This is a genomic window from Paractinoplanes brasiliensis, from assembly GCF_004362215.1.
Taxonomy (GTDB): Bacteria; Actinomycetota; Actinomycetes; order Mycobacteriales; family Micromonosporaceae; genus Actinoplanes; species Actinoplanes brasiliensis.
Genome location: NZ_SNWR01000001.1, coordinates 576013 through 596892 on the forward strand (window position 1 = coordinate 576013; position 20880 = coordinate 596892).

The following is a 20880-nucleotide window of genomic DNA, read 5'->3' on the forward strand; positions in this document are numbered from 1 at the left end:
CCCAAGCTTTCGGACATCACCGGCCGGCTCGCTCGCCCGCAGGACGGGCGTCTCCGCATGGTGAGTGGCGGGACGAGGAACGGAGAGCGCGGTGACAGTCCAGATCGACCTCTTAGGGCCCTTGGTGGTGTCGGTGGACGGACGTCCCGTGCCGCTGACGGCAGCGCGCCTGCGAGCCGTCCTGGTGGTGCTGGCACTCTGCCCCGGCGAACCTGTGTCGCTTGCGCGGATGGCCGACGCCGTCTGGGGTGACGATCCGCCCGGCAATGCCCGGCGCGCCCTGCAGGTATACGTGACGCGGCTGCGTAACGCGCTGGGCAGAGGCGTGATCCGCACCGGAACAGCCGGCTACGCGCTGGCCGTGGCCCCGGAACAGGTGGACGCTGTGCGGTTCGCCCGGCTGGTGGAGGTAGACGCCCGGGAGACCGATCCGGAAGCGGAGCGAACGAGGCTGGTCGAGGCGCTCGCGATGTGGCGCGGTGATCCGTTCGACGATGTGCGCTCGACCTGGCTGAACGAGGTTGAAGCGACCCGGCTCGCAGACCTGCGGCTGGCCGCGCTGGAACGGCGGGTCGAGCTGGACCTGAACCGGCGCCGGACGACCGGGCTGGTCGCCGAACTCCGCGCGCTGACCCGTCGGTATCCGTTGCGGGAACGGTTCTGGAGCCAACTGATGACCGCGCTGGAGCACACCGGTCAGCGGGCCGACGCGCTCCTGGCCTACCAGCGGCTGTACCGGCTCCTGGCTCGAGAGATAGGCATCGAGCCGAGCTCCGGCGTGCAGGAGGTGCACCGGCGGGTGCTCGGCGAAGCGTCACGAGACTCGTCACGGTCGGCGAGCCCGGCCCCCCACAGTCTGGCGGCACTCATCACAGTGCCCTCCTCCCCTTTCTTCTCCTCGGCCGCGTGCCCGGCGCGAACGCCACCACGAGCACGCGACACCAACGACTGGTGAACGGATCTATGACTTCGCCGGCAGCAGGATCGCGGACGGGTGGGCGCCGTCGTGCAGGATCTCGATGGTGGTGACGTGAGCTGTCGTGGCGGTCGCCACCGGCTCACCGCCACCGAGGTTGCGGGCGAAACGGGGAAATGCCCCGGCCGACACCTGGACGCGCAGGCGGTGTCCGCGTTGGAAGACGTACGCGGTGGGTGACAGCTGCACGGCCACCTCGGTCGCGCCGTCGGGCCGGACAGTGACCAGGTCGTCGCAGACGTTGATCGACTTACCGCGCTCGTCGACGTCGCAGAGCCGGACGAACAGGTCGCAGCTGGGCCGGTCGGCGCGCAGCCAGACCTGCGCCGCGACCTCCCCGACGACCTCCAGGTCGGCCTCCAGCACCGGTGAGGTGAAGGTCAGCACGTCGGCCCGCTTCTCCAGCGGCCGGTTGTCCTTGGGACCGGGACCGTTGCCGTCCAGCTTCGGCCCGCCCAGCGCCGGAGTCGGGTCGTTCGGGTCGTAGGTGAAGGTGCTCGGCGGCGAGGCCGGGTTGACACCCCGCTCCAGCGCGCCGCCGGAGCGCAGGTGCCAGCGCTGCTGCGGGTACCCGGCGGGCGGCCACTGATCGAAATCCTGCCACCGCTTGACGCCCATGACGAACAACCGCACCGGTGCCCGGTCGGCCGGCCGCTCGCCCCGCGCGAGCGCCGCCCCCCAATCGACCACCTGCTCGATCGCGGCGCCCATCCCCACGGGGTCGGCGTGCCACCACGGGCCGACAGTCAACCGGGGGTTGCGTCCGGCGGCGGCCAGCGCTCGGAAGTCCCGCAACTGGTCGGTCAGGAAGATGTCGTACCAGCCGGTGATGGAGCTGACCGGCACGGTGACGTCACCGGCGGCGCCGCTGTGGTCCTCGCCCTTCCAGTACGGGTCGTTCTGGTCGTAGCGCAGCGTCTCCTGGAAGAACGGCGACTCGTGGCCCAGCAGCGCCTTGTCCACATTGGTCAAGGGCAGCGTGTTCATCGCAACGGCGACGTGCTTGCGGTCCAGGCCCAGCACGGACCGCAGCAACGCCCGCGGCCGCTCCTGCGTCTCGGTGTTCCACACCCAGTTGGTCAGCGTGTCGAGCTCGAAACGGCCGGGACGCAGCAGGGTCAGCGCCAGCCGGGACGAGGTGATGTGCGGAACCATCGCCTTGACCTGCACCGGCGCCTCGGCGGCGATCGCCCACTGGGTGTAGCCGAAGTAGCTGGAGCCGGCCAGCACCACGCCGCCCTTGGCCCACCGCTGTCCCGCCAGCCAGCGCAGGGTGGCCAGACCGTCCTCCCGCTCGTGCCGCATGGCCAGGAACGTGCCGCCGGAGCCGAAGGTTCCACGGCTGCGCACCATCAGCACATGCATTCCCCGCTCCGCCAGGGCCCGGCCGTACATCCAGCCCAGCGGACCACCCGGCCCGTACGCGGTGCGCACCAGCACGGTCGGCAGCTGGTCCAGCGGGATGCCGTCGGAAGCGGCGGGCGCCCAGTGGTCGGCGAGCAAGGTGGTCCCGTCCTCGACCGTGATCGGGATGTCCCGTTCGACGGTCACGTCACGGGTGACGGCCGGCGGGAGCTTCAGCATCCGCTGCCCGAGCCGGCCGGCCAGCTTCGTGACGAAGTTGTTCTTGGGGCGTGTGCTCACGATGTTCTCCTGTGAATTCGGACCAGGTGGTGCGGGGGCGAGGGGTGAGTGGGTCTCACGGGACGAGGACGACGCGGCCCTGGGCCGAGTGGTTTTCCAGCCGTTCATGCGCGGTCGCCGCGAGCGCGAGAGGCAGCAACTCGATCTCGGTGTCGGCCATCCCGGAGGCCGCGGCCGTCAGGGCCGCGGCCGCGGCGGCGGCGGGGACAGCTTCCGGGTGCGCCGGCAGGTAGCCACCGGCGTTGAAGCCCGCCACGACGATGCCGGCGACCTCGAGGCCCGGAACGTACGGCGGTTGCGGCAGACCAGGCACGCCCTCGTACAGGCCCTGCCGGAGGTGGACGTCGATCAGCCCGACCGCGGCGTGGGTCACGTCGATCGCCACCTGTCCGGGCCCGAGCTCGGGGTCGGACAGCTCCGTGAGCGCCAGGACCTTCGCGTCGCCGAACTCAGTGACCTGTACGGCCTTCATGGCGGCTCCTCCCATATAACGCACTCTGCGATGCGTTAAGTGGGGCAGCATATGCGGAAGAGTTAGCGCAGCGCAAGGTGCGTTACAGTTGCCCCATGCGTCAGCGAGCACGATCGGTCGATGACAAGCAACGTCGTTCCGAAGATCTCCTGGTGGCCGCGGAAGCGGTCGCCCTCGAGCGGGGTGGGGTCCGGTTCGTGACGCTGGCCCCGGTCACCGAGCGCGCCGGCCTGCACCGCACAGGTGTGCGGCGCTACTACGCCAGCAAGGAGGAGCTGCTTCTCGAGCTGGCCGAACGAGGCTGGCGACAATGGAGCGCCGCGATCGCCGACGAGGCCCAGGAGGGCGACGGCCTCGGACCGCGGGAGGTGGCGATGCTGCTGGCCGACACCATCGCGTCCCTGCCGGTGTTCTGCGACCTGCTGACCCACGTGACGCTGAGCCTGGAGGGCGACGTCGACATCGAGCGAGCCCGGCAGTACAAGACCAACGCGTTCGCCGCCTACGACGAGATCGTGGTCGTTCTCGACCGGGCGAGCCGCATGACCGTCGACCAGATCCAGGCCCTGCTGGCGGCCACGCTGGCCTTCGCCGCCAACTTCTGGCAGGTGTCGCACCCCACTCCGACCTTGGCCGCGCTGTACGAGCAGGTGCCGGACTGGGGCCACGTCGCTCTCGACTTCCGTCCCCGGCTTCGGCTGCTGCTGCAGTCGACCGCTGTCGGACTGACCGAGACGATCCCCGCCACCTGACGGAAAGGCCGCGCGAGCGGTCATCGCGTTCGGGGTGATGGCGCTCGCCCGCGCCGGCGTGGCCAGGTGCTGTCCGTCGGGGCTGTGGGCGAGGGCGTTCACCCAGCCGGGCCGGGCGGCGAGACTGCGGGATTGGCCGGTGCCCGGCCCGTCGCCGGCGCCCCTCCCCCAAGCCGTCGGCACCGCCTGGCAGAAATCGCGAATTTACATATCACCATCTTGCCGATCGTCACGATCGCGATATGCTCCAGGTCACCCCCGATCCCCTGGGAGGGCCTGTGAGCTGGGACCTTGCGGTATGAGACCGCTACTCGACGACCTCGACGCGGCGCCGGGAAGCACGACTTCACTGCTGCGCACGATCGTCGCCACGTCGGTGCGCCGCATCGGTGGCTGGATCGCGGTCGCGGATCTGATCACCCTGATGCGCGCCATCGACGTACCCGACACCCGCAGCCGCAATGCGCTGAGCCGGCTCAAGGCCAAGGGACTGCTGGTGCCCGAGTCCCGCGGCAAAGTCTCCGGGTACAGGGTGTCCGAGGCCGCGATGCCGATGTTCGAGCGTCACGACCGGCGCCTGTACAGCCCTCGGTTCATGACCGAGAACGACCGGTGGTGCCTCATCTCGTACTCGGTGCCCGAGGAGCAGCGCGACCTGCGCCATCAGTTGCGCCGCCGACTGTCCTGGATCGGCTGCGGGTCCGTCTCCCCGGCGCTCTGGATCTGCCCGGGTTTCCTGGTCGACGAGGTGGAGGAGATCCTCTTCGACCTCGGGCTCAACGCGCGAGCGACCGTCTTCCTCGCCAACGAGATCCGCGGCGACAAGCCGGCCCCGGTCGCCGTTGCGCTGTGGTGGGACCTCGACGCTATCCGAGCACTGCACGACGACTTCCTGGCTGCGCACGCCGACGAGGTGCGGGCCGCCGCGAAGGAGCCGTCGCGCGCGTTCCCGGTCGCGATCCGCGGGCTCGACAGCTGGCGGCCGATCCCGTACGTCGATCCCGGACTGCCCGACTGGCTGCTGCCCTCGGACTGGCCGGCGCGCCGCAGCATCCCGGTCTTCGAAGAGCTTCGCGACCTTCTGCTGCCGCACGCGCACGCCTACGTCGAGCAGGTGACCTCCGGAGGTGCAGGATGACCCTGACGGCGCATCGCAGCGACCCCGAGCTGATCCGTTCCGCCTTCGGCCGGTTCCCCTCGGGCGTGGTGGCACTCGCCGCTGACACCGGTGGCGACCCCGCGGTTCTCGTCGCCTCGTCGTTCACCGTCGGAGTCTCGCTCGACCCGCCACTGGTGCTGTTCGCGGTGCGCAACGAGTCGTCGACCTGGCCGCGCATGCGCGGAAGCCGCCGGATCGGGGTCTCGTTGCTCAGCGCCGACCAGGCCGAGCTGTGCCGGCGTCTGGCCGGTCGCGACTGGACCGCGCGTTTCGGCGAGGAACCGATCGAACGTACCCCGGAGGGCGCTCTGCTGTTCGCGGGCTCGCCGCTCTGGCTGGACTGTTCCGTCTTCGGCGAGATCCCGGCCGGGGACCACCGTGTCGTGCTGCTCGAGGTGCATCAGTTCTGGCAGGACAACGCCCTCGATCCGCTGATCTTCCACGGCTCGGCGTTCCGCCGGCTGGAGGCGGCGTGACGACCCTGGACGACGTCCGCGCCGCGCACCGGCCGGCCGGGCGGCGGCTGGGCATCGCGGTCGGCATGCCCGCGAGCGGCGAGCTGATCGACGGGGTCGCGGAGATCCTGCGGGAGGCGGGCGCCCTTCCGGCACGGCGGCTGGCCCGGCTTCGCCCTCGGCCCGGCGAGGTGGCCACCCGCCCCCAGGACGCCGCTTATTTCGTCCGCCGCTACGGACACGAGTACACCACGATCGTCCTCGCCCCGGCGCACTGCGACGAGGCCGTCGCCGAGGCCTGCACCGCCGAGGGCTGCGCCCTCATCCTCACCACCCTCCCGGTCTGACGCCGACGACGGCGGCCAGGCGCACCAGTCATTCCACATAAGACGTATATATCGATCTATCTCGTGATTGGACCTCCATGCGTCTCTCCCGTTCGCCGCTTTTCCTCATCGCCCTGACCGCCATAGTGGCCGGCTGTTCGACGCCCACCGACGACGTGGCGTCCCCGGCCGCCGAGGCCCCCTCGGCGGCCGTCGACAGCTCGCTCGCCGGCGAGCTGCCCGACGCCATCAAATCCTCGAAACAGATCAGCCTCGGCGCCCTCTGGGAGACCCCGCCGGTCATCAGCGTCACCACCACCAACACCTCCACCCCGGTGGGTATCGCGCCCGACCTGGCCGCCGCGATCGCGCCGGTGCTCGGCGTCAAGGTGGTCTGGAAGAACATGCAGTGGCCGGCCCAGCTGCCCGGCGTGCAGTCCGGCAGCGTCGACGCGCTGTGGGGCCAGGTCTCGGCCACCGAGGAACGGGAGAAGAGCGTCGTCGACCTGGTGCCCTTCTACAAGTCGACGATGGCGCTGCTCATGCTCGGCGACAAGGCGTCCGGGGTGACCGGCCTGGCCGGCATGTGCGGCAAGAAGGTGGGCCTGCCGGTCGGCTCGATCCAGTCCCAGACGGTCAAGAAGGTCAGCGCCGAATCGTGTTCGGCGGACCCGATCCAGCTCGCCGAGTACTCGGGCGCCACGGCCGCGATCAGCGCGGTCAGGGCCGGCACCGTCGACGCCTGGATGGACTCGACCACCAGCCAGGAGGCCACGGTCAAGAAGAGCGGTTCCGCGTTCCGCGTCGTCGAGGTGCCGACCAGCGAGTTCGCCGCGCAGTACACCACCATCGCCATCGGCAAGAGTCAGCCCGGTCTGACCAGGGCGGTGCTCGGCGCGATGAAGAAGATCGTCGCCGACGGCACCTACGACAAGATCATGGCGAAGTACGACATGTCCTCGGCCGCGATCACCAGTGACGAACTGGTCGCCAACCCGGTCTCCAAGACCGCGGTCGGCGAGAAGGCCGCGAGCTAGATGCCTTTCAGCGTACGGCTGAGCAGCGGCACCCCGGCGCGCGTGTTCCGCGACTGCGCCGAGGTGGCGGAACAGTTCGGCTTCGACCAGATCTGGACGGGCAACGACCTGCTGCGCCGTTCCGGCGTCGTGCCGGTGACGGTGGCCCTGGCCGCCACGAAAAGGATCAAGGTCGGCTCGAGCGTGCTCAACCCGGTGAGCATGCACCCCGCGGAGATCGCCATGATCGCCGCGGGCCTGCAGGACTTCTCGGGCGGGCGTTATCTGCTCGGCCTGGGCGCCGGCTCCGAGGTGTTCCTGCGCTGGGCCGGCCTGCAACCACCATCGCCGGTACGCCGTACGCGTGAAGGCCTGCGTGCCGTCCGCACCCTCCTGGCCGGCGGCGTGCCGACCGGCTGGCACGACCGGGCGTCGCTCAAGGACGGACCGGCGCCCACCCCGATCTACGTCGGTGCGATGGGTCCCAAGATGCTGGCTCTGGCCGGGCGCGAGGCCGACGGCGTCCTCGCGCTCTGCCTGCCACCCACCCGGATCGGCTGGTTCACCGAGCAGGTCGGAGAAACGCCTCCGGGCTTCGACCTCGCCTGCTGCCTCTGGGTCTCGATCGACGAGGACCGAGACGCGGCCCGTGCCCGGCTGGCCGCCAAGATCGCTGCGTACGCGGGCTCCCTGGCCCCGGACACCCTGGCCGCAGCCGGGCTCGACGTGGAGAAGTTCCAGCACGTCCAATCGCTGATGACCGCGGGCGACGCGGAAGCCGCCACGGCCGCGGTCGACGACGAGATGCTGCGGCTGGGCATCGCCGGCAACGTCCGTGACGTCGTCGACCGCTGCCTGGAGCTGACCGCCCCGGGCGTACGCCATCTGTCGTTCGGCCAGCCGCTGGGCGGGTCGCTCGTCGAAGCCGTGGCGTTGCTCGGCCGCCACGTCCTCCCTCAACTCTGATCGGAGCTCACCCATGGTTTCCACCCCCGTGACAGACGAGATTCCCGCCACCGCGGCGGACATCCTGGCCAACGTCCGCGCCCTCACCCCGGTTGTCCGCGAGGAGGCCGAGGCCACCAACGCCCAAGGGTTCCTCACCGACCGGATGCGCGAGGCGCTGCGCACGGCCGGCGCGTACCGGGTCGGCTTCTCCCGCCGGCACGGCGGCCCGGAGATGAGCCTGACCGACCAGACCCGCATGGTCGAGGCGGTGGCCACCGCCGATGCCGGGATCGCGTGGAACGTGGCCGTGCTCGCCGCGACCGGTTTCTACGCCGGCCGGCTCGGCGACGCCGCGTTCGCCGAGCTCTACCCGTCGCTGGACCTGCCTACCTGTGGCTCGTTCCACCCCAAGGGCCAGGCGGTCGAGGTGCCGGGCGGATACCGGGTCACCGGGCGGTGGAGATTCGGCAGCGGCATCCGCTCGGCCGACCGGATCGTGGCCGGCGTGGAGGTGCAGCGCGACGGCGAGCCCGTGCACAAGCCCGACGGAAGCGTTCTCACCATGGGCGTGTGGCTGCCCACCGAGCAGGTAACCCTGCTCGACGACTGGCACGTTGTCGGGCTGCGTGGTTCCGGCAGCCAGGGTTACACGGTCACCGATGCCTTCGTGCCCGCGGACCACTCGTTCGACCGGTTCTTCGCCCCGACCGCGGCCGCCGACCCGCTCAACAAGCACGTCGAACTGCCGTTCTACAGCATGGCCGGCATCTCGGTCGGGCTCGCGCAGCACGCCGTCGACCTGGCCACCTCGCATCTGCGCGACCGCAAGCCGAGCGATCGGCAGCTCACCCTGCTCGGCGAGGCCGCGTCCTACACCCGGGCCGCGCGTTCACTCGTCCTCGACGGCATGCGCGCGATCGACGAGCAGATCTTCACCGACGGCGTGGTGCCGGACGAGCTCACCATGGCCCGCGGCGACGCGCCGATGGCGCAGGAGTTCACCCGGGTCGTCCTCGACCGCTGCGGCGAGATCCTCGGCGCGCAGGTGGTGTACGACAGCTTCCCGTTCGAGCGGCTGGTGCGTGACAGCGTCGGCGTGACCGCGCACGCGTCGACCTGGCGCAGCCGCTGGACCTCGGTGGGCCGGACGATGGTCTCCGCGGGGGCGGGCCGATGACGCAGACCGCCACCCCGACCCGGGCCGCGCCGAAACGCGACGTGGTGCCCGTACGCCATTGGGGCCGGATGGCCGGCGCCGCCGTGGTGGTCCTGCTGGTGCTCGGGGCCGCCTACAGCTTCGCCACCAACCCGAACTTCGAGTGGAGCGTCGTCGGCGAGTACCTGTTCTCGAAAGCCGTCCTCAAAGGACTGCTGCTGACCCTGGAGATGACGGCCATCGGCATGGTGATCGCGCTGGCGCTCGCCGTGGTGATCGGGGTGATGCGGATGTCGCCCAGCCGGGTCATCGCGGCCGTCGCCGCGGCCTGGGTGTTCTTCTTCCGCGGCGTCCCGCTGATCGTGCTGCTCATTCTCGTCGGCAACCTCGGCCTGTTCTTCAGGACCATCACGATCGGCATCCCGTTCACCGACGTGGTGCTCTGGTCGGCGCCGGTCGGGCAGGTGGTGACCCCGTTCGTGGCCTCGGTGATCGGGCTGTCGCTGGCCGGGTCCGGGTACATGGCCGAGATCGTGCGCAGCGGCCTGCTCGCCGTCGGCCAGGGCCAGCACGAGACGGCCAAGGCGCTGGGACTCAACCGGGCACAGACGCTGCGCCACATCGTGCTCCCGCAGGCCCTGCGAGTGATCATTCCGCCGCTCGGCAACGAGTCGATCGGCATGCTCAAGGCGTCGGCGATCGTCTCGGTCATCGCCGGCGGCGACCTGCTCACGGTCGTCGAGGGCATCTCCGGCATCAACTTCCGCACGATCGAGATGCTGATCGTCGCCACCATCTGGTACCTGCTGGTGATCTCGATCTACTCGGTCGCGCAGTTCTTCATGGAGCGGAGGGCGGCGGAGCGATGAGCGACGTCATGATCGACGTCCGGGGCGTCGACAAGTGGTACGGGTCGCACCACGTTCTGCGCGGCGTCGACCTGCAGGTGCGCCGGGGCGAGACGGTCTGCGTGATCGGGCCGTCCGGTTCCGGCAAGAGCACGCTGCTGCGCACCATCAATCACCTCGAGGACATCAACGCCGGCAGCATCGAGGTCGACGGCGAACTGGTCGGCTACCGCGAGCACCGGGGCCGCCTGCACGAGCTGCGCGAGTCCGAGGCCTGCCGGCAGCGGCTCGGCATCGGCATGGTCTTCCAGCAGTTCAACCTCTTCCCGCACATGACGGTGCTGGACAACGTCGCGTTCGCCCCGATCAAGGTCAAGAAACAGGAGCCGCGAGCGGCCCGGGAGTACGGCCGGGAGCTGCTGTCCCGGGTGGGCCTGGCCGGCAAGGAGTCGGCGTACCCGTCGAAGTTGTCCGGCGGGCAGCAGCAACGCGTGGCGATCGCCCGGGCCATGGCCATGCGGCCGCAGGTCATGCTCTTCGACGAGCCGACCAGCGCGCTCGACCCCGAACTGGTCGGCGAGGTCCTCACGGTGATGAAGGACCTGGCCTCGACCGGCGGGATCACCGTCGTGGTGGTCACCCACGAGATGGGCTTCGCCCGCGAGGTGAGCGATCGCGTGGTCTTCATGGACGACGGTCGCATCGTCGAGGAGGGCACACCCGAGGAGGTGCTCGGGGCGCCGCGGCACGAGCGAACGCGGGCCTTCCTGGCGGCGGTGCTGCGATGAGCGCCGTCGCTCTGGTGGCCGGCGGGACCGGGCCGATCGGGCGGGCCGTCGCGTCCGCGCTGGCCGGCGAGGGGTTCCGGGTCGCGGTCCACTGCCGCAGCCGTCCGGACGTGGCGGAAAAAGTGGTCGCCGGCCTGGACGGTGACCACGTGGCCGTCCGGGCCGACCTGAACAACCTCGACGAGATGTCGGAGCTGTTGCGGCGCATCGGGCGCGTCGCCGTGCTGGTCAACGCCGCGCACCCCGCCCTGCGCAACCCGGCCCCGGTCGCCGGGACGACGCCGGCCGACCTCACCGCTCAGCTGGCCGGGGTGCAGGCGCACGCGGCCCTCTGCGCGCAGGTGGTCCCCGGCATGCGCGACCAGGGCTGGGGTCGCATCGTCTACGTCTCCGGCGCGCTGATGTCCCGCCCCGCCCCCGGGCTGGGCGCCTACGGCGCGGCCAAGGCCGCCGCCACCGTGCTCACCCGCTACCTCGCCCTGGAGGAAGGCCGGCACGGGATCACCGCGAACGTGGTGGCGCCGGGCCGGGTCACCGATCCCGACGAGGACGAGGAGCTCACCCCCGAGCAGGCCGTGCTGTCGGCCCGGTTGCTGGAGCGGATGGCCCTGCCCACCTTCCCGACGCCCGCCCAGGTGGCCGCGGCTGTGCTGACGCTGGTGCGGTCGGAGGCGCTGACCGGGCAGACGCTGTGGGTCACCGGAGGGGAGCCGATCGGTGGGTGACGACATGCTGCCGCCTTGCCCGCGGGTACGGGTCGTGGTCGAGCGGGCCGACGCGCCCCGCTGCGGCATCCGGGTCGGAGACGCCGTCACCGTGGACGGGCCGGGCCTGTCGACCGGCGGCAAGCCGTTCTGCCCGATGGCGCTGATGGCGGTGCTGCCGGTGCTGGGCATGCGGCAGAACCCGATCCCCGCCGACGACTGGCTGGTCCGCAAGCCGTACCTGTGCTGCCCGGACGCCACCGAGGGCGTGGTGCTGAGATTGGAGGCCCCAAGGTGAAGGTGCGCTGCACGGTCGAGGCCATGAACTACTCGGCGTGCGGGCTGGCGGTCGGCGATTCCTTCGAGCTGTCCCCGACCGCCCTGACCGTGCCCGCGGGCAAGCGGTTCTGTTACTTCGCCATCGCCTCGGTCATCCCCGCGGTGCTGGGTCGCCTCGACGCGGACCAGCCCGACGCCTTCCTGCGTGGCCGCCCCCTGCTGGCCTGTCCCGACCCGCCCGAGAACCTGCACATCAGAGTCGAGGTGGTGGAGCAGTGAGACCCGTCGTGTTCAGTGCCCGCATCGGGGGCCACGGCGTGCTGTCCGTGGTGGACAGGGCTCTGCTGGTCGAGGAGGCCGGCTTCGACCAGGTCTGGACCGGCAACGACATCTTCGGCGAACCCGGCCTGGTGACACTGGCCGCGATCGCGCTGAGGACCAGCCGCATCCGGTTCGGCTCCGGGGTGATCGACCCGGTGTCGCTGCACCCCGCGCAGGTCGCGATGTTCGCCTCCGGGCTGCAGGAGCTCTCCGGCGACCGGTTCCTGCTCGGCATCGGCGCCGGTTCCGACGTCTTCTTCCGCTGGGGCGGGATCAACCCCGCAAAACCCGTCACCCGTACGCGAGAAGCAGTGCTCGCCATCCGCGAGCTGGTCAACGGCCGCAGCCCCGCCGGTGTGCCCGGCGTGGCCGACGGCTGGACAGCGCAGGCCGTCCTGCGGTCATGGCGCCCGACGCCGATCTACATCGGGGCGATGGGCCCGCGCATGCTGGACCTCACCGGCCGCATCGCCGACGGCGCGCTCCCGCTCTGCCTTCCCCCGCGCCACGTGTACGGCGTGGTGGACCAGTTGTCGGCCGGCGCCGCGAAGGCCGGCCGCACCATCGACGACCTGGACGTGGCCGCCTGCGTGTGGGCCTCGATCTCCGACGACCGCCGCGCCGCCCGGCACCTTCTCGCCAAGCACATCGCGCTCTACAGCGGCTCCCTGTCGGCCGACGCCCTGATCGCGAACGGCCTGGACCCGGCGGAGTTCGCGCACACCCAGGAGCTGATGCTCGCCGGCCGCGAGCAGGAAGCCATCGCGTCGGTCACCGATTCGATGCTCCAGCTGGGCATCGTCGGCGGCGTCGACGACGTCATCGAGCAGTGTGCCGCACTGATCGACGCCGGTGTCCGGCACATCTCCTTCGGCCCGCCGGTCGGCCCCGACCCGGCCGCCGCCCTCCAGCTGATCGGCCGGAAAGTTCTTCCCGTTCTGCGATCCCACCTCTCCTGAAGGAATCATGATCATTATCTACGGCGGCATCACCGTCGACCCGTCCCGCATCGCCGAGGTCGAAGAGGCGGGAGCCACCTTCCAGAAGGCCTCGAAGGCCGAGGACGGCTGTGTCGAGTACCAGCTCTCCTGGAAGGTCGGCGAGCCCGGCAACCTGCGGCTGCTCGAGATCTGGGAGAACACCGACAAGCACCAGGCGCACAAAGATCAGCCTCACACCAAGCAGTGGACGAGCTTCATCAGGGCCGCTGCCACGGCACCACCGCAGTTCCACGACGTCATCGTCTGACTCGGCCGCAGGGTGGTGCTCTCGGTGCGCTGACGTCTTCGACGGGACCGCGGTGTCGAGGCCGGGGACGCTGCTGTGTGCCCGGCCGGACGTGACGGCGTACCCGAACCGGCCGTGCCGCGCCGGTACCAGGTCCGCATGCACACCTGTGGGCGACGCGGACCGCCCAGATCGGCACCCGTTCGCGCGCCGGTCTGGACCGCCGGCATCACGGCGGAGGTTTCGACGGTGCCGGGGTCACCGAAGGTGCACCGCCAGCGCCAGGAACGCGGCTCCCATGACGGTGAAAGCGCCGCCCATGGCTGTCACGAGCAGCGTGATCTGCCATGCCTGATAGGCGCCGAGCAGCGCACCGCGCAGGCTCTGGCCCATGAAGGCGGTTTCTCGCAGCCCGTTCAGCCGTTCGTCATCACGGTCGCCCGCCATCCATTGATCCGCGATTTCCGAATATGTGCGGCCTCCGGTCGCTTTCGCCACGTGGACGGCGATGAGTTCCGAGAAGGCCCGCGCCTGGACGCCCGTGTGCACCGGCGTACCGGCATAGTGCAGCAGACCCGTCGGGAGATTGGCCTCGACAGGAAAGCTGATGCGTTGCGCCGCCAGCTCTCGCGAGACGGTCCGGCGCCCCACCAGCCCTTGGATGATCATGGTGGGACCGGCGAGGAGCAGTGCGGATGCGGTCAGACCGAGGAGAAGTGTCAGCATGTCTACGAGCGTCGTATCTCCGCCATGTCAGCGGCAGGGCAGCAGGTCCCGCTCATATCAAGGTCGTTGGTCCCATCATGGTGACTTCTGCACGTGCTCGCCGGCGTCCGAACGGTCATTGAACAGCCAACAGCAGTGTCGCCACTTCGCCGGGGTAAGCGCCGGGTGGCCGTCCTGACGAGCCGATCGCGTCACCGTCCGGAGGACACGGTGCGCCGGGCGGCGTCACGCACCGCAGCCGGCGCCGGCTGCGCTGTGGGGACGGGGCCGCGGCGGGCGCGGTAGACGACGTACGGCCGCCACAGGTAGGCCAGCGGGGCGGACCAGACGTGGACCAGGCGGGTGAACGGCCACAGCGCCAGGAACAGGAAGCCGCCGATGGCGTGCAGCTGATACACCAGCGGGGCGCCGGTCATCAGCTCGGTGTGCGGCTGGAACCAGAAGATGCCGCGGAACCAGACCGCGATGGTTTCCCGGTAGTCGTAGCCGCCGCCGAGCAGATTCTCGCCGACGGTGGCGGTCATGCCCAGCAGCACCATGGCCGCGAGGAAGGCATACAGGACCTTGTCCATGGTGGTGGTGACGCGCCGGACCCGGCCGCTGACGAAGCGGCGGGCGATCAGCAGGGCCAGCCCGGCCACCAGCATCACTCCGGTGACCGTGCCGGCCGACACCGACACCAGGTGGTAGGCGTGCTCGGGGATGCCGAGCCGCTCGGTCAGCGACGCGGGGATCAGCAGGCCCATGGCGTGGCCGCCGATGACCCCGAACGCGCCGAGGTGGAACAGCGGTGAGCCGAGGCGCAGCAGCCGGTTCTCGAGGAGCTGACTGGTGTGGGTGGTCCAGCCGAACTGGTCGTGCCGCCACCGCCAGGCGTGCCCGGCGACGAACACGGCGAGGCAGGCGTAGGGCACCACGACCCAGAGCAAGGTGGTCATCGGGAAGCCTCCGCGGCGGAGCAGACGGGATAGGGGTTGAGGTGATCGCCGTGCAGGTCAGGGCCGGCGCCGATGCTGCCCAGCCCGACGGTCTCAACGGGCGGGCCGTCGACGGCCAGTGCCGTGATGGCGGCCCGGTCGTCGTCGGTCAGGTCGGGCAGCGCCGCGCACACCGCGTCGAGCACGTGCCGGTACGGCGTACTCGTCTCGGCCAGTGCGGCCCGCAGCAGCTCCAGACCCTGCCGATGCTGGCGAAGTGGTGCCTCGCCGTCGCCAGGACCGACGATCGCGGCGAACTCGAGAACTACCGGCAGCAGATCGGGCAGCTCCCCGTCGGCCACGCGCAGTCCGTGGGCGCGATAGCGCTGCTTGAGCACCAGCAGCGCCATCCCGCGCTTGCGGGTGTCACCGTGCAGGTAGTAGGTCAGGTACAGCCCGGAACGGCGGCGCAGGTCGAAGGCTTGGACGAACTCGCGCTGCAGGTCGATCAGCGGGGTCGCGAGCAGCCAGTCGAGGAAGTCGGTCAGCCGGGCGCGGGGATCTTCGTCCACGACGGCTGTCGCCGCAGCCCGCAGGTCCTGGCCGGCTCCGCGCAGCTCGTCGTCCGGGTAGCCGAGCAGGAGCGCGGCCAGTTCGAAGATCCGGGCGCGGTCGGCCGGGGATGGGTCGGTCATGAGCGACCTCGCAGCGGGTTGAGGGTGAGGCCGCGCCGGCCGTCGGTGCGGCGGAACGGTCCAGTGCGTGCGCCGTCGGAGAGGTGGAAGTCGTCGCTCATGCCTGGGCCACCTTCGCCGTCCAGGGCGCAGGCTTCGTGGTTGGCGGCCTGGGAGTCGAGCCGGGCGGCGTCCCGGGCGTGGGCTCGGGGGATGACGTACCGCTCGTCGTACTTGGCGATGGCGAGCAGCCGGTACATCGCCTCGACCTGCGCGGCGGTCATGCCGATGCGGTCGAGCAGATCCTGTGCGACGGTGCCGTCGAGGGTGCGGTTACGCATGTAGGAGCGCATCGCAGCCAGCTTCATCAGCACACCGGCGACCGCGTCGGCGTCGCCCGCGGTGAACAGCTCGGCCAGGTACTCGACCGGGATGCGCAGGTCGCGGACGGTGTGGAAGATGTCGTCGGCGTCGGTGTCGTCGCGCCCGGCGGCGCCGGCCGCGTCCAGCACCGGCGAGAGCGGGGGCACGTACCAGACCATCGGCATCGTGCGGTATTCCGGGTGCAGTGGTAACGCGATCCGGTATTCGCTGATGAGTTTCCACACCGGGGACGCCTGGGCCGCAGCGATCCACTCGTCCGGCAGGCCGGCCTCCCGCACGGCCGGGTCGTACGGGTCGACGAACGCCGCCCGCTGAGCGTCGAGCAGGTCGTGCTCATCGGTGACCGAGGCCGCGGCGAGCACGGCGTCCTCGTCGTACAGCACGATTCCCAGGTAGCGCAGCCGGCCGACGCAGGTCTCCGAGCAGATCGTCGGCAGGCCCGCTTCGATGCGCGGAAAGCAGAACGTGCACTTCTCGGCCTTGCCGGTGGCGTGGTTGACGTAGACCTTCTTGTACGGGCACGCGGACACGCACATCCGCCAGCCCCGGCAGCGGTCCTGGTCGACCAGGACGATGCCGTCCTCCTCGCGCTTGTACATGGCGCCGGACGGGCAGGCCGAGACGCACGCGGGGTTGAGGCAGTGCTCGCAGATGCGCGGCAGGTGGAACATGAAGGTCTTCTCGAACTCGAATCTGACCTTCGCCGCAGCCTCGGCCGGCATCCGGGCCAGGTTCGGGTCGCCGTCGGCCCGCTCGTGGGCCCCGCCGAGCGAGTCCTCCCAGTTGGCACCCCAGGTGACCGCCATCGGCTCGCCGGTCAGCGCCGAATGCGGTTGTTTGACCGGGGTGTCCTTCAGCCCGCCGGGCGCGTTGACCAGGATGTCCTTGTCGAAGGTGGCTGGTTCGTAATAGTCGTCGATGCTCGGCAGGTCCGGGTTGGCGAAGATGCGGCTGAGCCGCCTGGCCCGCCCGCCGGAGCGCAGCACGAGCCGGCCTCTGGCGTCGAGCTTCCAGCCGCCTTTCCAGCGCTCCTGGTCCTCGTAGTGCTTCGGGTAGCCGATGCCCGGCTTGGTCTCGACGTTGTTGAACCAGACGTACTCGGTCCCTTCCCGGTTGGTCCACGTCTGCTTGCACGTGACCGAGCAGGTGTGGCAGCCGATGCACTTGTCGAGGTTCATCACCATGGCGACCTGCGCGCGGATCCGCATCAGAACTCCTTCTGCGAGTATCGGCGGCATCCGCCGGGACCCGCTCCTACGGGCTTGATCCAGCCTGCGGTAAGGACACCGCCGGAGCACGTGTGCGTGGTCCTGGACTGGTGGGACCAAAGTCCCGAACAACAAGGCATGCTGCCGGGCTCGTCAGTACTCGACCTTTTGCGTGCGGCGGCGGATCACGGTGATCTCGTCGCGCTGGCTGCCGATCGGGCCGTAGTAGTTGAAGGCGTACGTGAGCTGCGCGTGCCCGCCGGCCAGATGCGTCGGCTTGATGAGCAGCCGGGTCAGCGAGTTGTGGTAGCCGCCGCGCCGCTTGCTCTTCTCGGCCTTAGGAACGTTCACCGTGCGCTCGGGCGAGTGGTACTGGAAGACGGTGCCCTCGGGCATCCGGTGGCTGACCACGGCGCGGGCGACGACGACGCCGTTGCGGTTGTGGGCCTCGATCCAGTCGTTGTCGCGTACGCCGATCTTGGCCGCATCTTGAACGCTCATCCAGATGACCGGGCCGCCCCGCGACAGCGCCAGCATGAGCTCGTTGTCGTGGTACATCGAGTGGATCGACCACTTGGCGTGCGGGGTCAGGAACCGTACGGTCACTCCCCCGTCGACGGCGCCGCCCGGCTTGCCGAAGTGACGGGCCATGTTCAACGGCGGCCGGAAGGCGGGCAGTTGCTCACCGAGCTCGGCCACCCAGTCGTGCTCGACGAAGAAGTGCTGCCGTCCGGTGATGGTGTGCCACGGCTTGAGCCGCTCCACGTTGAGCGTGAACGGCGAGTACCGGCGGCCGCCCTTCTCCGAACCGGACCACTCCGGGCTGGTGAACACCGGCTGCGGCGCGTCCTGCGTCTCGGCGTACGTGATCCGGTCGTTCTCGTGCCCCTCGACCAGGTCCCGGAAGGGCTGTCCGGTGCGTTTCTCCAGCTCGGCGAACCCGGCGGCGGCCACGCGGCCGTTGGTGGTGCCGGACAGCGCCAGGATCGCCTCGCACATCCGGCCGGCGGTGGCCAGCGACGGCCGGCCGTCGATCACGCCGTTCTGGTGCTTGAGGTACTCGATCTCCGGGGTGACGTCGACAGTGATCGCCTTGGTGGTGGTGCCGATCGTGTCGAGCAGCGGGCCGACCGTGCGCATCTTCTTGCCGATCAGCGTGTAGTCCCGCTCGATCTGGATCAGTTTCGGCATGGTGCCGCCCGGCACCGGCTCGCACTCGCCGAACCTCCAGTCCCGCACCCGGCCGCTGGGCGTCGCCAGCTCGTCCGGGGTGTCGTGCTGCAAAGGCGCGGCCAGTACGTCCTGACGGACGCCGAGATGGTCGACGGCCAGCTCGCTGACCTTGTCGGCCAGGGCCAGGAACGCGTCGTAGTCGGTGTGCGCGTCGCCGGGCGGTTCGACCGCCGGGCTGAACGCGTGCACGAACGGGTGCATGTCCGTGGTGGAGATGTCGTTCTTCTCGTACCAGGTGGCGGCGGGCAGCACCACGTCGGAGTGCAGGCCGGTGTTGGTCATCCGGAAGTCGATCGTGGTGAGCAGGTCGAGCTTCCCGGCCGGGGCGTCATCGCGCCAGGTGAGGTCGCGAGGACGCCGGCCGGGATCGCACTCGGCGGCGCTCGCCGTGCCCTCGACGCCGAGCAGGTGCCGCATGAAGTACTCGTTGCCCTTGCCCGACGAGCCGAGCAGGTTGCACCGCCACAAGGTCAGGCAGCGCGGGAAGTTGGCCGGGTCGTCGGGGTCCTCCGCGACGGGCCTGAGTGAGCCGTCCTTCAGCCCCCGGACGACGTGCTCGCCGACCGGCAGGCCGGCCGCCGCGGCGTCGTCACAGATGTCCAGAGGGTTGCGGTTGAAGAACGGGTGACCCGGGCTCCAGCCCATCCGCTGGGCCGCGGCGACGGTGTCGGCGAACGCCATGCCGGCGAACCGGCCGGCGCCCAGCGGCGAGGAGAGTTCGTCGGCCGGGATCCGCTCGTAGCGCCACTGGTCGGTGTGCAGATACCAGAACGGAGTGCTGGCCTGGTGCCGCATCGGGCGCTGCCAGTCGAACGCGAACGACATGTGCTGCTGACCGGTGATCGGCCGGGCCTTCTCCTGACCGACGTAGTGCGCCCAGCCGCCGCCGTTGACACCCTGACAGCCGGTCAGCGTCACGAGCGAGATGAACGCCCGATACGTCATGTCGGAGTGGAACCATTGGTTCGCGCCGGCACCCAGCACGATCATCGACCGCCCCCGGCTGCGCTCGGCGTTACGGGCGAACTCCCGGCCGATGCGGGCGGCGAGCGCGGCCGGCACACCGGTGATCCGCTCCTGCCACGCCGGAGTGTTCGGCGAGTCCGCGTCGTCGTAGCCGGCTGGCCAGTCCCCCGGGAGGTCACCGCGGCGTACCCCGTACTGCGCCATGAGCAGGTCGAAGACCGTCGTCACGGCGTGCCCGCCGATCCACCGGATCGGCACTCCCCGGCGGATGGTCGTACCGCCCTCGGTCTCGCCGGTGTCGAAGCGGGCCAGATCGACCTCGACCGTCTCGCCTTTGGTGTCCAGGCCGAGTACCGGGACGACGTCACCCAGATCGAGGTTCCACCGGCCCTCGCCGTCGTCGGCGTGCCGGAAACCGAGCGAGCCGTTGGGCGCCACCGGCTCGCCAGTCGTCTCGTCAAGAAGGACAGTCTTGTGGTCCCCGTTCGCCTCGCCCAGGTCCGCCGCGGTCAGGAAGCGGTCGGCCGCCCACGCGTCGCCGGTGTTGCGCAGCGTGACCAGGAACGGCAGGTCGGTGTACTTGCGGACGTAGTCGGTGAAGTACGGCACCTGCCGGTCGCGGAAGAACTCGGTGAGCACGACATGACCCATGGCCATCGCCAGCGCGCCATCGGTGCCCGGGTGCGGCGCCAGCCAGTCGTCGGCGAACTTCACGTTGTCGGCGTAGTCCGGGCTCACTGCGACCACCTTCGTACCCTTGTAACGCGCCTCGGCCAGGAGGTGCGCGTCCGGGGTGCGGGTCACCGGGATGTTGGAGCCCCACATCATCAGGTAAGTGGCGTTCCACCAATCGCCGGCCTCCGGCACGTCGGTCTGGTCGCCCCAGACCTGCGGCGACGCGATCGGCAAATCCGCGTACCAGTCGTAGAAGCTCAGCAGCGTGCCGCCGAGGAGCGCGTGGTAGCGGGTTCCCGCCGCGAACGACGCCATCGACATCGCCGGGATCGGCGAGAAGCCGACGACCCGGTCCGGGCCGTAGGTCTTGGTGGTGTAGACGTGGGCGGCCGCCATCATCTCGATCGCCTCGTCCCAGCTCGCCCGCACGAAGCCGCCGCGGCCGCGCTGCGCCTTGTAGGCCTGGGCCTTCAGCGGCGTCTCGACGATCTCGGCCCACGCGAGCACCGGGTCGTTCAGCCGCTGCCGCGCCTCGCGGAACATCTCGGCCAGGACACCGCGGACGTACGGGTGGCGCACGCGCGACGGCGAGTACTCGTACCAGGAGAACGAGGCGCCGCGCGGGCAGCCGCGGGGCTCGTAGTCCGGCGCGTCGGGCCCGGTCGTCGGGTAGTCGGTGGCCTGGTGCTCCCAGGTGATCAACCCGTCCTTGACGAACACGTTCCAGGAACAGGAACCGGTGCAGTTCACGCCGTGGGTCGAGCGGACCACCTTGTCGTACTTCCACCGGTCCCGATAGAAGGACTCCCAGCCGTTGTCGTCAACCTGGTGCAGCGTGCGACCGTGGTCTGCGACCGTCTCACGGGTCAGCAGGCGCCTGCCGGCGAGAAGCGGGGCGGTACCAGGCACCCGGTCGTTCGAGGGCCGGCCGGAGGCGTCCTGGATGCGATCTGATGACACGGCGCTCTCCTGCATCGCTGGTGCACGACGACCGGCGGCCGTCGGTGCCAGGCGGCGGCCGGCACT

General features: G+C 70.2%; 22 protein-coding genes. 15 read left to right on the plus strand and 7 right to left on the minus strand.

What is annotated here, in order from left to right:
* Positions 1-91: 91 nt before the first annotated feature.
* The gene (locus C8E87_RS02195; RefSeq protein WP_166661035.1) at positions 92-955 is read left to right on the plus strand and encodes an AfsR/SARP family transcriptional regulator; all 864 of its coding nucleotides are present in this window, start codon (positions 92-94) and stop codon (positions 953-955) included.
* A 6-nt stretch (positions 956-961) separates the two neighbouring features.
* On the opposite strand, the gene C8E87_RS02200 is transcribed toward C8E87_RS02195, so the two are convergent.
* Together C8E87_RS02200 and C8E87_RS02205 are read right to left on the minus strand one after the other, a co-directional pair.
* Positions 962-2620 (minus strand): CocE/NonD family hydrolase, encoded by a 1659-nt coding sequence (locus C8E87_RS02200; RefSeq protein WP_203720773.1) that lies wholly within the window; start codon positions 2618-2620, stop codon positions 962-964.
* A gap of 55 nt (positions 2621-2675) precedes the next feature.
* A complete protein-coding gene (locus C8E87_RS02205) occupies positions 2676-3092 on the minus strand; it encodes an alcohol dehydrogenase catalytic domain-containing protein (protein WP_133871530.1) in 417 nt (138 codons plus the stop codon).
* Positions 3093-3187: 95 nt separating this feature from the next.
* On the opposite strand from C8E87_RS02205, the gene C8E87_RS02210 reads away from it, so the two are divergent.
* The 14 genes from C8E87_RS02210 to C8E87_RS02275 all read left to right on the plus strand — a co-directional run bounded on the left by C8E87_RS02210 (position 3188) and on the right by C8E87_RS02275 (position 13092).
* Entirely contained in the window at positions 3188-3844 is a 657-nt protein-coding gene (locus tag C8E87_RS02210; RefSeq protein ID WP_203720774.1) for a TetR family transcriptional regulator, read from the plus strand.
* A 298-nt stretch (positions 3845-4142) separates the two neighbouring features.
* Positions 4143-4982: a PaaX family transcriptional regulator gene (locus C8E87_RS02215; protein ID WP_166661036.1), complete on the plus strand. Its 840-nt coding sequence runs from the start codon at positions 4143-4145 to the stop codon at positions 4980-4982.
* A complete protein-coding gene (locus tag C8E87_RS02220) occupies positions 4979-5479 on the plus strand; it encodes a flavin reductase family protein (RefSeq protein ID WP_133871532.1) in 501 nt (166 codons plus the stop codon). Before C8E87_RS02215 ends, C8E87_RS02220 begins: the two co-directional genes overlap by 4 nt.
* Positions 5476-5805, plus strand: coding sequence for a hypothetical protein (locus C8E87_RS02225; protein ID WP_133871533.1), 330 nt, complete (start codon positions 5476-5478; stop codon positions 5803-5805). Before C8E87_RS02220 ends, C8E87_RS02225 begins: the two co-directional genes overlap by 4 nt.
* A gap of 77 nt (positions 5806-5882) precedes the next feature.
* On the plus strand, positions 5883-6821 hold the full coding sequence (locus C8E87_RS02230; protein ID WP_133871534.1) for a transporter substrate-binding domain-containing protein: 939 nt from the start codon (positions 5883-5885) through the stop codon (positions 6819-6821).
* Positions 6822-7766 carry an LLM class flavin-dependent oxidoreductase gene (locus C8E87_RS02235; RefSeq protein ID WP_133871535.1) on the plus strand — a complete coding sequence of 315 codons (945 nt, stop codon included), beginning with the start codon at positions 6822-6824 and terminating at the stop codon, positions 7764-7766. It begins immediately after the preceding gene.
* Positions 7767-7794: 28 nt separating this feature from the next.
* Complete coding sequence (locus tag C8E87_RS02240; protein ID WP_166661037.1) at positions 7795-8925, plus strand: acyl-CoA dehydrogenase family protein; 1131 nt, start codon at positions 7795-7797, stop codon at positions 8923-8925.
* Positions 8922-9773: an amino acid ABC transporter permease gene (locus tag C8E87_RS02245; RefSeq protein WP_133871537.1), complete on the plus strand. Its 852-nt coding sequence runs from the start codon at positions 8922-8924 to the stop codon at positions 9771-9773. The genes C8E87_RS02240 and C8E87_RS02245 overlap by 4 nt, the downstream gene beginning before the upstream one ends.
* Complete coding sequence (locus C8E87_RS02250) at positions 9770-10540, plus strand: amino acid ABC transporter ATP-binding protein (protein WP_275409110.1); 771 nt, start codon at positions 9770-9772, stop codon at positions 10538-10540. Before C8E87_RS02245 ends, C8E87_RS02250 begins: the two co-directional genes overlap by 4 nt.
* On the plus strand, positions 10537-11265 hold the full coding sequence (locus tag C8E87_RS02255; protein ID WP_133871538.1) for an SDR family NAD(P)-dependent oxidoreductase: 729 nt from the start codon (positions 10537-10539) through the stop codon (positions 11263-11265). Before C8E87_RS02250 ends, C8E87_RS02255 begins: the two co-directional genes overlap by 4 nt.
* On the plus strand, positions 11258-11542 hold the full coding sequence (locus C8E87_RS02260; protein ID WP_133871539.1) for a TIGR04076 family protein: 285 nt from the start codon (positions 11258-11260) through the stop codon (positions 11540-11542). The genes C8E87_RS02255 and C8E87_RS02260 overlap by 8 nt, the downstream gene beginning before the upstream one ends.
* A 23-nt stretch (positions 11543-11565) precedes the next feature.
* Positions 11566-11802 carry a TIGR04076 family protein gene (locus C8E87_RS02265; protein ID WP_133871540.1) on the plus strand — a complete coding sequence of 79 codons (237 nt, stop codon included), beginning with the start codon at positions 11566-11568 and terminating at the stop codon, positions 11800-11802.
* Complete coding sequence (locus C8E87_RS02270) at positions 11799-12803, plus strand: LLM class flavin-dependent oxidoreductase (RefSeq protein WP_133871541.1); 1005 nt, start codon at positions 11799-11801, stop codon at positions 12801-12803. The genes C8E87_RS02265 and C8E87_RS02270 overlap by 4 nt, the downstream gene beginning before the upstream one ends.
* Before the next feature lie 7 nt (positions 12804-12810).
* On the plus strand, positions 12811-13092 hold the full coding sequence (locus C8E87_RS02275) for a putative quinol monooxygenase (protein WP_133871542.1): 282 nt from the start codon (positions 12811-12813) through the stop codon (positions 13090-13092).
* A 237-nt stretch (positions 13093-13329) separates the two neighbouring features.
* On the opposite strand, the gene C8E87_RS02280 is transcribed toward C8E87_RS02275, so the two are convergent.
* The 5 genes from C8E87_RS02280 to C8E87_RS02300 all read right to left on the minus strand — a co-directional run bounded on the left by C8E87_RS02280 (position 13330) and on the right by C8E87_RS02300 (position 20799).
* Complete coding sequence (locus tag C8E87_RS02280) at positions 13330-13797, minus strand: hypothetical protein (protein ID WP_133871543.1); 468 nt, start codon at positions 13795-13797, stop codon at positions 13330-13332.
* Between the two features lie 191 nt (positions 13798-13988).
* On the minus strand, positions 13989-14735 hold the full coding sequence (gene narI / locus C8E87_RS02285) for a respiratory nitrate reductase subunit gamma (protein ID WP_133871544.1): 747 nt from the start codon (positions 14733-14735) through the stop codon (positions 13989-13991).
* Complete coding sequence (gene narJ / locus C8E87_RS02290) at positions 14732-15409, minus strand: nitrate reductase molybdenum cofactor assembly chaperone (protein WP_133871545.1); 678 nt, start codon at positions 15407-15409, stop codon at positions 14732-14734. The genes narI and narJ overlap by 4 nt, the downstream gene beginning before the upstream one ends.
* Positions 15406-16980 (minus strand): nitrate reductase subunit beta, encoded by a 1575-nt coding sequence (gene narH / locus C8E87_RS02295; RefSeq protein WP_133871546.1) that lies wholly within the window; start codon positions 16978-16980, stop codon positions 15406-15408. Before narH ends, narJ begins: the two co-directional genes overlap by 4 nt.
* Positions 16981-17133: 153 nt before the next feature.
* On the minus strand, positions 17134-20799 hold the full coding sequence (locus tag C8E87_RS02300; protein WP_239080404.1) for a nitrate reductase subunit alpha: 3666 nt from the start codon (positions 20797-20799) through the stop codon (positions 17134-17136).
* Positions 20800-20880 lie beyond the last annotated feature (81 nt).

Excerpts from the sequence above, each read along its gene's own strand:
- C8E87_RS02205 (WP_133871530.1), bottom strand. The coding sequence starts at position 3,092 with ATGAAGGCCGTACAGGTCACTGAGTTCGGCGACGCGAAGGTCCTGGCG.
- C8E87_RS02210 (WP_203720774.1), top strand. The coding sequence starts at position 3,188 with ATGCGTCAGCGAGCACGATCGGTCGATGACAAGCAACGTCGTTCCGAA.
- C8E87_RS02215 (WP_166661036.1), top strand. The coding sequence starts at position 4,143 with ATGAGACCGCTACTCGACGACCTCGACGCGGCGCCGGGAAGCACGACT.
- C8E87_RS02220 (WP_133871532.1), top strand. The coding sequence starts at position 4,979 with ATGACCCTGACGGCGCATCGCAGCGACCCCGAGCTGATCCGTTCCGCC.
- C8E87_RS02230 (WP_133871534.1), top strand. The coding sequence starts at position 5,883 with ATGCGTCTCTCCCGTTCGCCGCTTTTCCTCATCGCCCTGACCGCCATA.
- C8E87_RS02235 (WP_133871535.1), top strand. The coding sequence starts at position 6,822 with ATGCCTTTCAGCGTACGGCTGAGCAGCGGCACCCCGGCGCGCGTGTTC.
- C8E87_RS02245 (WP_133871537.1), top strand. The coding sequence starts at position 8,922 with ATGACGCAGACCGCCACCCCGACCCGGGCCGCGCCGAAACGCGACGTG.
- C8E87_RS02250 (WP_275409110.1), top strand. The coding sequence starts at position 9,770 with ATGAGCGACGTCATGATCGACGTCCGGGGCGTCGACAAGTGGTACGGG.
- C8E87_RS02255 (WP_133871538.1), top strand. The coding sequence starts at position 10,537 with ATGAGCGCCGTCGCTCTGGTGGCCGGCGGGACCGGGCCGATCGGGCGG.
- C8E87_RS02265 (WP_133871540.1), top strand. The coding sequence starts at position 11,566 with ATGAACTACTCGGCGTGCGGGCTGGCGGTCGGCGATTCCTTCGAGCTG.
- C8E87_RS02275 (WP_133871542.1), top strand. The coding sequence starts at position 12,811 with ATGATCATTATCTACGGCGGCATCACCGTCGACCCGTCCCGCATCGCC.
- C8E87_RS02280 (WP_133871543.1), bottom strand. The coding sequence starts at position 13,797 with ATGCTGACACTTCTCCTCGGTCTGACCGCATCCGCACTGCTCCTCGCC.
- narI (WP_133871544.1), bottom strand. The coding sequence starts at position 14,735 with ATGACCACCTTGCTCTGGGTCGTGGTGCCCTACGCCTGCCTCGCCGTG.
- narJ (WP_133871545.1), bottom strand. The coding sequence starts at position 15,409 with ATGACCGACCCATCCCCGGCCGACCGCGCCCGGATCTTCGAACTGGCC.
- narH (WP_133871546.1), bottom strand. The coding sequence starts at position 16,980 with ATGCGGATCCGCGCGCAGGTCGCCATGGTGATGAACCTCGACAAGTGC.